The organism is Streptomyces sp. NBRC 110611 (assembly GCF_001590865.1).
Lineage (GTDB): Bacteria > Actinomycetota > Actinomycetes > Streptomycetales > Streptomycetaceae > Streptomyces.
Map to the genome: position 1 here is coordinate 107,156 of NZ_BBUY01000004.1, position 12,425 is coordinate 119,580.

Below are 12,425 nucleotides of genomic sequence, written 5' to 3' on the forward strand. Positions count from 1 at the left end.
GCCCGGGCGGGCGGTGCCCGGGCCTCATGCCCGCCCGCCCCGTCAGGCCGGCATGGCGATCGCCGTCACCACCAGTCCCGACTCGACGAGCCAGCCCCCGCTGAATTCGGTGAGCTCTTCGCCCTTGACCCGGGGGCCGGGGACGAGGAGGCGGGCGGTGAAGGTGGCGTTCGTGGGATCGAGGGTGAGGAGCGCGTCCTCGAAGCCCAGCCAGCGGTGGGCGAGCGGATACCACGCCTTGTAGACGCTCTCCTTGGCGCTGAACATCAGGCGGTCCCAGCAGACTTCGGGCTCCAGCACGGCCAGACGGCGGAGCTGGGAGCGCTCCTCCGGGAGCGTGACGAGGTCTATCACCCCGGGGTCCTCTATGGGCTCATTGGGCTCTGCGTCCAGGCCGATCGTCAGCACATCCCGCGCGCGGGCCACCGCGGCGGCGCGGTAGCCGGTGCAGTGCGTCAGCGCGCCGACGACCCCGGCCGGCCACTGCGGCGCCCGATCGCGGCCCGGGAGCACCGGCCCGGGGGCGATACCCAGCCGGGACAGCGCTGAGCGGGCGCAGCCGCGTACGGTGCCGAACTCCTTCTGCCGCTTGGGTACCGCGTTCTCCACCAGCGCCCACTCCTCCGGATACATCTCGGACAGCGGGGCGTCCTGGAAGGCTTCGCCGGTCACCACCGGCGCCGGCAGCAGTTTGTCGATCATGCGCGGGCTCCCGTCGTTCCGGAGGCGACCGCGGCCGGGGCCGGCAGGATCTGTACCGGCCGGCCCGGTGCGCCGGAGCGGCGCCGCCATTCCCGTGGGTAGCCGAGCGACACCTCCTGATGGGGCACGCCGTCGCACATCAGCAGCCGGGGAATATGCAGATGGCCGTAGACCACGGTGGCGGCCCGGAACCGGTGCGGCCAGTCGGCGGTGGCCTCCGTACCGCACCACAGCGCGAACTCCGGGTACCACAGCGGCCGGGTGGGTTCACGCACCACCGGCCAGTGATTGATGAGCACGGTGGGCAGCTCCTCCGGTAGGGCGGCGAGCCGGGCCTCGGTGGCCGCCACCCGCGCCCGGCACCACGCCTCCCGCGTCGGATACGGGTCCGGGTGCAGATGGAACTCGTCGGTGCACACCACCCCGGCCTTCTCGGCGTCGGCGAGCGCCTCGCTCTTCGACGCCAGTCCCGGCTTGCGGAAGGTGTAGTCGTAGAGGAGGAAGAGCGGGGCGATGACCGCCGGGCCGCCCACACCCTCCCAGACCGGGTACGGGTCCTCCGGGGTGAGCACACCCAACTCCCGGCAGATCTCCACCAGATGCTCGTAGCGGGCGACCCCGCGCAGCTGCACCGGGTCGTCGGGCGGCGTCCACAGCTCATGATTGCCCGGCACCCACACCACCTTCGCGAACCGGCTGCTGAGCAGAGTCAGCGCCCAGCGGACATCGGCGACGTACTCGCCGACGTCACCGGCGACCAGCAGCCAGTCGTCGTCGGACTCCGGTCTCAGCCCCTCGACGATCTCCCGGTTCTCCGGATAGCGGATGTGCAGATCGCTGACGGCCACCAACCTGCCACCCGCACCGCTCCGTCCGGCGCCGGGAGCGGGGTCGGTGGGGGTCCCCCCGCGCCGTGCGGGCGTGGGAGAGGCAACGGGCAGCGGAGCAGGACCGGCGGGGCCGTTGGCGCCGGGTGCCAGGGTGCGGATCTCGTAGGTCACCATGGCAGTAAAGACGGTGCGTCGGTGAGAGTGAAGGGCGGGGCCCGGTCGTGCGGTATACGTCACCGGCCTGGTGGTGTCACCGGTCGGACGGCGCTACCGGCCTGATGACGAGGGCGACGCCGGTGCGGGTGCCGATGCCGGGGCGGGTGCCGGTGCCGATGGGGTGGCACCATCGCCTCATGGCGTTGTGGGCGGCGCGCCGCCGCGTCGGATCCGGGTGGCCAGCCAGAGATCGAAGCGGTCGTCGGGGTCGTCGGGCCGGCGGCCGGTCAGGTCCATGACCTTGTCGAGGCGATTGCGTACGGTGTGCCGGTGGACGCCGAGGCGTCGGCTGGTGGCATCCCACGCGCCGCCGGTCTCCAGCCAGGCCGCCAGGGTGGCGATCAACTCCTCGCCGTTGTCCGCGAGATCGAGCGGGCCCAGTACGGCGTCCGCGTAACCCTGCAGCGTACGGCGGTCGGCGAGGTCGAGCAGCAGGCGGCTGGCCTGGCTCTGCCGTGCCTCTGCCGGTTCGCCGCCGGCCCGGCTGACGGCGAGCAGCCCGGCCGCCTGCCGCAGTGAGACCCGTACCGCCTCGGGGGCGGTGGCCGGGCCGATACCGGCCGGACAGCCCGGCGCGAAGCGGGCCAGAACATCGCGGATGTCCAGGTCGTCACCGACCACCGCCTCGATGAGCCCGCCCGGCGCGCCGCCCGCCGCACCGCCGGCCGAGCCGTCCGTCACCCGGACCAGACCGCCGGGCACCGCGAGCGCCAGATCCGCGGCCACCTCCCGCGCAGCGGCCTCGTCCGCTCCGTCCTGGTTTACCCCGGTCTCGTCCGCTCCAGCCTGGTCCGCTCCAGCCTGGTCCGTCCCGGCCGCGGCTCCCGCTGGGCCGGTGGCGACTCGCTCACCGCCCCCACCCGCCATCTCCACCACGACCCCGCGCACCCGGTCGCTCGTCAGCCCCACCGAGCGCAGCATGTCCCGGGCCCGGTCCGCGGCCGGATGCTCCTCGGCCAGCAGCTCCGAGAGCAGTGCTGACCTGCGGCGACGCTCCGGTTCGTCGCGCAGGTGGCGGCGCTCCAGCTCCAACGACAGCAGCGAGACCAGACCGGGGACGACGGAGCGGGCGGCGTCGTCCGGGCGCCCGGTGAGCAGCAGCAGGCCCCGCAACCGCCGCGCGCCCAGCGGCTGCACCTCCAGCTGCTGCCCGCCGACCAGGCTGGACGCGCTGCCGCGCAGCCCGCGGGCGGAGACCCGTTCGATCAGGTCGCGCGCCTGCTCCAGCGGCGGGTGCGGCTCGCGCGCGCCCGCCGCCAGCAGCCGTCCCAGCGGGTCGAGCACCGCGGCGCCCACTCCCGTGGCGGCCGCCCACTCCGCCAGCATCGGCCGCAGCCCGTCGCCGGCCGCCGCGGCAGTCAGCCGCCGCTGGGTGGCGAAGGCCCGTTGGAGCGCCTCGCGCTGCTCATCCGCCCGGGCGTCGAAGACGGCCTTGGTGACGGCGATGAACGGCACCTCGTCCGGCACCGTCAGCAGCGGCAGCCCCGCCTCCTCGGCCGCCGCCACCAGCGCCTCCGGCGCCTGCTGATAGGGCAGCCCACGCCCCAGCCCGAGCGCCAGGCAGGCCGCCCCGCCCTCGGCCACGTCCCGGACGTACGCCCGGCAGGCGGACGGCTCGCCCGGCAGCAACAGGCCGATAGTCATCAGGAGTTCACCGCCCTGCAGCCACTTTCCCGGCACCAGCAGATCCGAGACGGTCGCCGCCTCGACCGTGCGGGCCAGCAGGTGTGGCGGCACGTCGTAGGTGACCGACAGCCGGAGGCCGGGCCGGGCGAGAAGGTCGGAGATGCGCAGGGGCATGGACACAGTCTCCATCACCGGCCCGCCGCATATCTGCGGGACCGGAGACCATATATGTAGGCCATTGGCGGTCAACCGCTGGGCGAGAAGTGGGGGAGTGGCGTTTCCCGCCATACGTCCGACCGATGCGGCGGGATATCAGCTCCCGGAGGGATGTGAGCCGCGGAGGGATGTGAGTGTATATGCGGGTGGCGTTTCTGGTGGCTCCGCAGGGCGCCGAGGAGCGCGAGCTGACCCGGCCCTGGAAGGCGGTGACCGCGGCGGGGGCCACCGCGACGCTGGTCTCGACCTCCGCCGGAAGGATCCAGGCGTACCACCATCTCGACAAGGCAGGCACCTTCCCCGTCGATCTGACGGTGGACGAGGCGACCGAGGCGGACTTCGACGGTCTGGTGCTGCCCGGCGGGGTGGCCAATCCGGACATGCTGCGCCTGAACGGGCGGGCCGTGGCGTTCATCAGGTCGTTCTTCGACGCCGGGAAGCCGGTGGCGGCCATCTGCCATGCGCCGTGGACGCTGGTCGAGGCCGATGTGCTGCGCGGCCGCACGCTCACCTCCTGGCCGAGCGTGCGGACCGATATCCGTAACGCGGGTGGCACCTGGGTCGACGAACCGGTCGTGATCTGCACCGACGGGCCGAACACGCTGATCACCAGCCGGAGACCGGGCGACCTGGAGGCCTTCTGCACGGCGATCGTGGCGGAGTTCCCCCCTTAAGGGTGGATCGAACGGATCCCCTAAGGGTTGCGAAGCCCCCCTCGGGGTCCACAACAGGGGCAGGGGCGGAGTGTATTCCCGGGGGCACGGGCACAGGCAGGGCAGGGGCAGGGCCGGGGGGCAGCGAGCAGACGGGCAGATGTACGGACAGGTAGACCGGCAGGTGAGCAGGGGCGGAGGCGTGTCGGCGAGGGGGCCGGGGGTGGCTACGGGCCCAGGAGTGTTGCTGATTCCGGTGGTAGGTGGAGTACGTCGTGTGCGTCGGGGAGGTGGGCGCCGGGCCAGCCGGCGAGGGCCTTCAGAGGGGTGGGGGCCGGGGGGAGTGGGATGCGGGCGGTGGTCTCGTGCGCGAGGTTGGCCGCCACCCACAGCGGGCCGCGCCGCAGCAGCAGCCAGCGGGCGCCCTCGTCGTAGCGGACGCCGGTGTGGCGCGGATCCGGGTCGGTCAGGGCCGGGAGCTCCTGGCGGAGCGTCAGGAGCGTACGGTGCCAGGCCAGCAGTGAGCGGTGCGGTTCCCGGGCCGGCTCGCTCCAGTCCAGGACGCTGCGATCGCGGGTGGCCGGGTCCTGCGGATCGGGCCACTCGGCGCTGTCGGCCGCCCACTCGTGTGCCGCGAACTCGCGCCGTCGCCCGGCCCGTACCGCCTCCGCCAGGTCCGGATCCGTGTGGTCGGTGAAGTACTGCCAGGGCGTGGTCGCTCCCCACTCCTCGCCCATGAACAGCATCGGAGTGAACGGTGAGCACAGCACCAGCGCGGCGGCGCAGGCGAGCAGACCGGTGGAGAGGCTCGCGGCGAGCCGGTCGCCGAGCGCGCGGTTGCCGATCTGGTCGTGCGTCTGGGCGTACGCCAGCAGCCGGTACGCGGGCGTGGTGCGCAGGTCGAGCGGTGCGCCGTGCACCCGGCCGCGGAAGCTGGAGTAGCTGCCGTCATGGAAGAAGCCCCCGGTCAACGTCTTGGCGAGGGCGGCGAGCGGGGCGCGCGCGAAGTCGGCGTAGTAGCCCTGGGCTTCGCCGGTGAGCGCGGTGTGCAGGGCATGGTGGAAGTCGTCGTTCCACTGTGCGTGCAGACCGTGGCCGCCGCTCTCCCGAGGGGCGGTGGTGCGGGGGTCGTTCAGATCGGATTCGGCGATCAGGAACAGCGGGCGTCCCAGCTGCCGGGCCAGCCCGTCCACCGCCGCGGACAGCTTGGCGAGAAAGTGCGGGGTACGGTCGTCGTGCAGCGCGTGGACGGCGTCCAGCCGCAGCCCGTCGAGGCGGTAGTCGCGCAGCCAGGACAGCGCACTGGCGATGAGGTAGCCGCGTACCTCGTCGGAGCCGGCGGCGTCCAGGTTGACCGCCGCGCCCCACGGCGTGCGATGGGCCTCGGTGAAGTACGGTCCGAAGTCCGGGAGATGGTTGCCGGCCGGGCCGAGGTGGTTGTGCACCACGTCGAGGACGACGCCGAGACCGAAGGCGTGAGCCGCGTCCACGAACCGCTTCAGCCCGTCGGGGCCGCCGTACGGCTCGTGCACCGCCCAGGGTGCGACCCCGTCGTACCCCCACCCGTGGACGCCGGGGAACGGGCAGACCGGCATCAGTGAGATATGAGTGATTCCCAGGTCGGCGAGGTGCCGTAGCCGGGTGGCCGCGGCGTCGAAGGTGCCCTCCGGGGTGTACGTACCGATGTGCAGCTCATAGAGGACCGCGCCGGGCAGCGGGCGGCCGGGCCACGGGTGCCGCCAGACGAACCGGTCGTGGTCGACGACGGCGGCAGGTCCGCCGGGGCCGTCCGGCAGCCGGACGGCACGCGGGTCGGGCCGGGGTGGCCCGCCGTCGAGCCGGAAGGCGTAGCGGTCGCCATCGCGGGCCGGAGCCTCCGCACGCCACCAGCCCGCGCGGTCGGTGTCCCGCACCATCGGGACGGGCGGCTGACCGGCCCGTTCGCCTGCCCACTGAAGAGCGACCCGCTCGGCTCCCGGCGCCCACACCTCGAACAGCACGGCCGTCCTCCCTCCTACTTCCTCCGCGGCTCCCGGCTTTCCTCCGCCGGCTCCCGGTCCGGATTCCCGGTCCAGGCGAACCAAGCATGCCGCCGCACACCGCACCTCGCCGCACCGTCGCACAGCCCGGCCCGGTCCGGTCCACCCCACTGGGCCGTTCCGGCGAGCACTCTGTCCCTGCCAGGCGCCGCCCCGCAGCGCGCCCGGTGTGTCGTGCCACCGTCCCGCGTGCGTACCGCGCATACCTCGCCTGGACAGCGGATCGCGGTCGCCGGACAATCACCGCATGACTTCGCTCGAGTTCCCCGCGCACGCGGCGCGGCCGTCGGACGCCGACCGGGAACGCGCCCTCGACCTGTTGCGCGACGGCGCGGCGCAGGGACGGCTGTCCCAGGACACCTTTCTGCGCCGCCTGGAACTCGTTCTCACCGCCCAGCAGCACTCCGAACTCCAGCTGGCCACCGCCGACTTGGCTGGCCGCGGCAAGGTCCAGGGCACACTGCTGCGGATGGTCGGTCGGGTGTCGGCGTTTCACATCCGGGTGCGCCGCGCCTGGCGGACGGAGCGGCTGCCCAAGCTCCTGCTGCCCAAGCCCGGGCCGTTCCCGCTGCTGATAGGGCGTGCGCCCGGAGTGGGCCTGCGCCTCAACCACGAGACGGTCTCCCGCGCCCATGCCGAACTCCGCAGCGAGGGCAAGGGCTGGATGCTGCGCGACCTCGGCTCCACCAACGGCACCTGCGTCAACGGCCGCCGAGTGGTCGGCGAGGTCCCGGTCGGCCCCGGCGACCACATCACCTTCGGCCACGTGGACTACGTCCTGACGGAGCGCTGAGCCCCCGCGCCGGGGTGCGGTGGGCGGCGCCCCGTGCGAGAGGGCTCAGTGGCCGCGGCTTCCGCGAGAGGCTCGGAGGCCGGGGCTTCTGCGAGAGGCTCGGCCGCGGCCGAGGCTTCCGCGAGCGGGTTCAGTGGCCGAGGCTTCGTGGCGTGCCGCTCCGGGGCGGCGCCGCGTCCTCCTCCCGTACCGGACGGTCCCCCGACGGAGAGGACATCCATACCCCTTCACCATGGGTCAGACCGGGCAGAAGCCCCTCGAGCCGCTGCACCTGGCGGGCCGGCAGCGCCCCGCTGACCAGCCAGGAACGTTGCCCGCCGACGGGCTCGGCCAGCTCCGCGCCGAGCGCCGTGAGGCGGGCGGTCACCGGTGCCAGCGCGGCTGCCGGGATCTCGGCCTCGAAGGCGTGGCAGGGTTCGTAGACGCGGGTGCCGGCCCGGTCGAGGGCCCGTAGCAGCACGGGCCGGGTGACCGTACGGAAGTGGCCGGCGGTACTGACCGGGCCGATGAAGCCGGAACGGGTCAGCACCACCCGGCAGTCCGTCACCGCCCAGCCGCGCGGGCCCTGTTCCAGGGTCGCCAGGACGGTCTCCTCGATGGCCTGGTGGAAGCCGTGCGGCAGGGCGCCCAGCTCGGTCTCGTACGTGAAGACCGGACCGGAGCCGCGGGCGCCGGGCTCGACGCGCAGCCCGACCGTGGCCCAGGGCCCGCAGTGCCCGCGCTTGGCGATTTCATGGCAGGCCTCGCCGACGCCGCACGGCCGCTCCACGCACACCACCCGGCTCGGCGTGAACTCGGCCCCGATCCCGTACTCCTGGCGCAGGGTGTCGGCGAGGATCTCCTTCTGTACCTCGCCGTGCAGCAGCACCGATGTCGCGCCGTCGGGCGCCGGGCGGACCCGCAGCAGCGGGTCCTGGTCCGCGAGCGCCAGCAGCGCGGCGCGCAGGTCGGCGGCGCGCGCCGGATCGCCGGCACGGACCAGGGTTTCAAGGGTGGGGGAGGGGAAGAGCGCGGTGTCGGCAGCCGTGCCGTCGGGCGGGCCGAGGCGGTCCCCGGTCCGGATGCCGGGCAGCCCGCGGAGCACCGCGATATTGCCCGGGGTGAGCAGCTGCCCACTGTTGGGCCGTCCACTGTTGTGCTGCCCGCCGTCGTGCCGTCCACTGTCGCGCGGCCCGCCGTCGTGCCGCCCGCCGTCGCCCGGCTGTCGGCCGATGACGTCGAGCGAGGTGATCCGGCCGGTGAGCGCCGGACGCGCGTCCCGCGGCGCGCCGGGACGGTACAGTTCGATCCGCTGCCGTGGCCGCAACTCGCCCGCGAAGAGCCGGACATGGGCCGTGCGCTCGCCGTTCGGCGGCTGGTGGACGGCGAAGACCGTGCCCCGTGGCTCGGGGCCCGGGCCGGGCGGGGCCGGCGGGATCAGCCGGACCATCCCGTCGATGAGCGCGCCGACCCCCTCCCCACCGAGCGCCGAACCGAAGTACACGGGGTGCAGCGCGCCCTCGGCGGTGCGGGCGGCGAGGGCGGTGCGGAGCTGGTCCGCGGTCGGCGGCGGCCCGTCGACCAGCCGGGCCAGGATGCCCTCGTCCACCTCGGCCACCGCCTCGGCGAGGCGTTCACGGGCCTCCGCACCCTCCAGCGGGTACGGCGCCGAGCGGGCCTGTGCCGTGCCGAGACCGGTCACGGACGTCATCGGGACGACGGCCGGGGTCAGCAGGCGCCGGATCTCCGCCAGCAGCGCCTCACCCTGGGCGCCCATCCGGTCGATCTTGTTGACGAAGAGCAGCGTCGGCAGCCGCAGCCGCCGCAGCGTCCGCATCAGCACCCGGGTCCGGGCCTGCACGCCCTCCACCGCGGACAGCAGCAGGACGGCACCGTCGAGCACTCCCAGGGCGCGCTCGACCTCGGCGATGAAGTCGGAGTGGCCGGGGGTGTCGATCAGGTTGACCTGAACCTCGCCGACGGTGAAGGAGACGACGGCCGAGCGGATCGTAATGCCGCGCTGCCGCTCCAGCGCGCCGGTGTCCGTGCGGGTGTCACCGGTGTCCACGCTGCCGAGCCGGCCGATGGCGCCGGTGTCGAAGAGCAGCCGCTCGGTGAGGCTGGTCTTACCCGCGTCGACGTGGGCGAGGATGCCGATGTTCAGGGTGCGACGGAGCCGCGGGGGGTTCTGAGGGGTGCGGGCTGTGGGACGGGTGTGCATACGTGGTCGAGTCCTCGAAAACTGACGTCCGGTGGGGGCGCTGAGTGCTTTCGAGGAATCGGCGCATTCCGTGCTCCTGAGTGGGGGGGGTGACGGGTACGGTGCCATGGTCACCGGGCACGGGCCGGACAGCAACCGAATTATCCGCCGGGCGACATCATCCGTCGAGCGAAGTCGTCCGTCGGGTGACGTCATCCGTCGGGCGACGTCCGGACTGTGGCGTCGCCGTTACGGAGAGGGCGGTGGCGTCATTCCCGTACCAGCAGCGCCACCGGTGAGGCCGTCAGCAGGTCGGTCAGCCGCACCACCGCGCCGCCCGGCACCTCGCCCCCGGTCAGCCGTTCGCGCCAGGGGCCGCCCGGTGGCAGCGGCAGCCCGGTGTCCCACCAGCCGCCGGTCTCCGCCAGGCGCAGCGACAGCCGGGTCGCGACCGTCAGCACGCGCCCGCCGCGGCAGAACGCCACACAGTGCTCGGCCGCCGGGCCCTCCGCGTACACCGGCTCATAGGCGGCCGTGGCCCCGAACCACTGCGGGCGGTCGCGCCGCAGCCGGAGTGCCGTGGCCGTCAGCCGCAGCTTCTCGGCGGACAGCCCGCGCGGCGTGGCACCGGCGTCCAGTGCGGCCAGTAGCTCCGGCCGGAAGCGGGCGGGCCGCCGGTTGTCCGGGTCGACCAGTGCGGCGTATGCGGCTTCGGTGCCCTGGTAGAGATCGGGGACGCCCGGCATGGTCAGGTGCAGCAGCGCCGCGCCCAGCACATTCGCGCGGATGAACGGTGCGAGTTCCTCGCCGAGCGCCGCCAGCGGAGCGGCCGGAGGGCCGCATGGTCCGCCGCGGACGAACTCCGCCACCGCCTCCTCGTAGTCCGCGTTCTGCTCGGTCCAGGAGGTGCGCAGCCCGGCCTCCCGTACGGCCTTGAGCACCGCGGGCACCATCCTGCCCGCGTCGGCTCCCCCAGGTGCCCCCGCCGCTGAGCCGTCCGCCGCCGGGCCGCCGGCCGCCGGGCCGAGGCCGAACGCGGTCTGCCAGGCCAGCCAGGACACCATCGGATCCGCCGGGCCCGCACCGTCCACCCCGCCGGACCCGGCCCCGCACACCGCGTCGTCGGCCAGCTCACTCAGCACGTCCCGCCACCGGTCCGGGCACTCCGACAGCACCGCGATCCGCGCCCGGACATCGGCGCTGCGCTTGGTGTCGTGCGTGGAGAGCACTGTTCCGGTCAGGGGCCGGTCCCGCTGGATCCGGGCACAGTACGCGTGGAACGCCTCCGGGCCGAGCGCGGGTTCGCCGGGGTGGCCGCCGACCTCGCAGGCCGACAGCAGGACGGGGTAGCGGTAGAAGGCGGTGTCCTCGACGGATTTGGCGTGCAGCGCGGCGGCGGTCTGGGCGAAACGTGCGGCGAAGTCCGCACGGTCCAGGTCCGCGGCGCCCTGGTCATCGCGCTCCGGGCCGATGCCGTCCGGCGGCCGGCCGAGCGCCAGATCGCGGATCATCTCCACCGCCCGTGCCTCGTCGGGCACCCGGAACGTGCCACGCGCCCCCTCCGCGGCCCGGTCCAGCATCGCCACGTCCGGCCTCGCCACGTCCAGCATCGCCGTGCCCGACCTCGCCGCGTCCGGCTTCGCCCGTACGGCATCAGCGGCATAGGGCCGGTATACGGGCAGCCGTACCAGAAGTTCGCGGATCGCCTGCCGCAGCGCCCAGGGCGCATGGTCGCCCGGCAGCGGGGCGCGCTCGTTGATCCGGGCCGCGGTCCGCACCAGGCGCTCCACCTCCGCGGCCAGATCGTGCGTGACGACCTCGTACGCGGCCCGGCGCACCGTCTCGTCCCAGTCGCCGCCCTCGTCGGCCAGTGGGGTGACGAAGTCCCGGTAATGGGAGAAGAGCCGCCCGGCGCCCTGGGGGCAGACGAACAGCCCGTCGATGTGCCGTAAGGCGTCGTAGCCCGTCGTGCCCGCGCACGCCCAGCTGCCGGGGAGTCGTTCGTCACCGGTGAGGATCTTCTCGACGACGGTCCACCGGCCACCGGTCGCCCGATGCAGCCGGGCCAGATAACCGCCGGGGTCCGCCAGCCCGTCGGGATGGTCGACGCGCAGCCCGTCGATGACGCCCTCATCGATCAGCCGCAGCAGCGTGCCGTGTGTCGCCGCGAAGACCTCGGGGTCCTCGACGCGTACCCCGATGAGCTCCGAAATGGTGAAGAAGCGGCGGTAGTTGAGCTCGCTGCGGGCGAGCCGCCACCAGGCGAGGCGGTACCACTGGGCCGCCAGGAGGAGCGGCAGCGGCAGTTCCTCGGTACCGGGGCGCAGCGGGAAGCGGTGCTCGTGATACCGCAGCAGCCCCTCCCCGGGGTCGACGACGAAGTGCCGCGCCTCGTCACCGATGCGCCCGTGGAGCACCGGCAGCAGCAGCCGGCCGCCGTGACCGCCGTCCCAGTCCACGTCGAACCACCGCGCGTACGGGGAGGCCGGACCGTCGCGCAGCACGCCCCACAGGGGTCCGTTCAGTGTCATCGGTTCCGGTACGGCCATGTGGTTCGGCACGATGTCCACGATGAGTCCGAGGCCGTGCGCCCGGGCCGTCGCGGCCAGCGCCCGCAGCCCCGGCTCGCCGCCCAGCTCGGACCGTACCGCCGTGTGGTCGACCACGTCATAGCCGTGCGTCGAGCCGGGCACCGCCTCCAGCACCGGCGACAGGTGCAGGTGGGAGACGCCCAGCGCGGCCAGATGGGGGACCGCCCGTGCGGCGGCGGCGAACGGGAACCCCGGCTGGAGCTGCAGCCGGTAGGTGGCGGTCGGCGGCGGACTCGAGGGCTGCGTCATGGGAACACCCGTACCCCGCGGGGGACCCGTTGTGTCATCGCCCGCCGTACGGATCCTCCGCTGTGCCCCCGCCACTCGGCCCTCGGCACCCGCCACCCGCCACCCGGCACCCGCCACCCGGCACCGGTGCTACGCCGGCCGTCGCAGCACCAGCAGACTCCGGTCGGTCAGTGTCAGCCGGTCGCCGGCCTTGACCCGGGTGCCGCCGCCGTCCGCCGCCGCCCGCGGCCGGTCGGTGTCCACCACCACCTGCCACTGCCGGCCCAGGTGCTCGGGTACCAGGAACTCCTTCTCCTGGTCGTGGGCGTTGAACAGCAGCAGGAACGAGTCG

General features: G+C 73.8%; 9 protein-coding genes. 2 read left to right on the forward strand and 7 right to left on the reverse strand.

Annotated elements, in window-relative coordinates; all coding sequences use genetic code 11:
* Positions 1-42 precede the first annotated feature (42 nt).
* From AZE13_RS11365 to AZE13_RS11375, 3 genes are all read right to left on the reverse strand, one after another.
* A complete protein-coding gene (locus AZE13_RS11365) occupies positions 43-702 on the reverse strand; it encodes a 4'-phosphopantetheinyl transferase (RefSeq protein WP_066930614.1) in 660 nt (219 codons plus the stop codon).
* Entirely contained in the window at positions 699-1,703 is a 1,005-nt protein-coding gene (locus AZE13_RS11370) for a metallophosphoesterase family protein (protein WP_258527774.1), read from the reverse strand. Before AZE13_RS11370 ends, AZE13_RS11365 begins: the two co-directional genes overlap by 4 nt.
* Before the next feature lie 180 nt (positions 1,704-1,883).
* Positions 1,884-3,548, reverse strand: a complete 1,665-nt coding sequence (locus AZE13_RS11375; RefSeq protein ID WP_066929760.1) for a PucR family transcriptional regulator — start codon at positions 3,546-3,548, stop codon at positions 1,884-1,886.
* Between the two features lie 182 nt (positions 3,549-3,730).
* On the opposite strand from AZE13_RS11375, the gene AZE13_RS11380 reads away from it, so the two are divergent.
* A complete protein-coding gene (locus tag AZE13_RS11380; RefSeq protein WP_066929762.1) occupies positions 3,731-4,264 on the forward strand; it encodes a type 1 glutamine amidotransferase domain-containing protein in 534 nt (177 codons plus the stop codon).
* Between the two features lie 206 nt (positions 4,265-4,470).
* Here the strand turns inward: AZE13_RS11380 and treZ are convergent, their stop codons facing one another.
* Positions 4,471-6,243 carry a malto-oligosyltrehalose trehalohydrolase gene (gene treZ, locus AZE13_RS11385; RefSeq protein ID WP_066929764.1) on the reverse strand — a complete coding sequence of 591 codons (1,773 nt, stop codon included), beginning with the start codon at positions 6,241-6,243 and terminating at the stop codon, positions 4,471-4,473.
* A gap of 286 nt (positions 6,244-6,529) precedes the next feature.
* Between treZ and AZE13_RS11390 the strand changes: the two genes are divergently transcribed.
* Complete coding sequence (locus AZE13_RS11390) at positions 6,530-7,075, forward strand: DUF1707 and FHA domain-containing protein (RefSeq protein ID WP_066929766.1); 546 nt, start codon at positions 6,530-6,532, stop codon at positions 7,073-7,075.
* Between the two features lie 130 nt (positions 7,076-7,205).
* Here AZE13_RS11390 and AZE13_RS11395 read toward each other — a convergent pair whose 3' ends face one another.
* The 3 genes from AZE13_RS11395 to AZE13_RS36840 form a co-directional block, all read right to left on the reverse strand.
* The gene (locus tag AZE13_RS11395; RefSeq protein ID WP_066929768.1) at positions 7,206-9,275 is read right to left on the reverse strand and encodes an elongation factor G; all 2,070 of its coding nucleotides are present in this window, start codon (positions 9,273-9,275) and stop codon (positions 7,206-7,208) included.
* Between the two features lie 248 nt (positions 9,276-9,523).
* Positions 9,524-12,094 carry a malto-oligosyltrehalose synthase gene (gene treY / locus AZE13_RS11400; RefSeq protein WP_066929770.1) on the reverse strand — a complete coding sequence of 857 codons (2,571 nt, stop codon included), beginning with the start codon at positions 12,092-12,094 and terminating at the stop codon, positions 9,524-9,526.
* Between the two features lie 129 nt (positions 12,095-12,223).
* The coding region (locus AZE13_RS36840) for a hypothetical protein (protein ID WP_181690322.1) at positions 12,224-12,425 on the reverse strand (202 nt) is incomplete at its 5' end.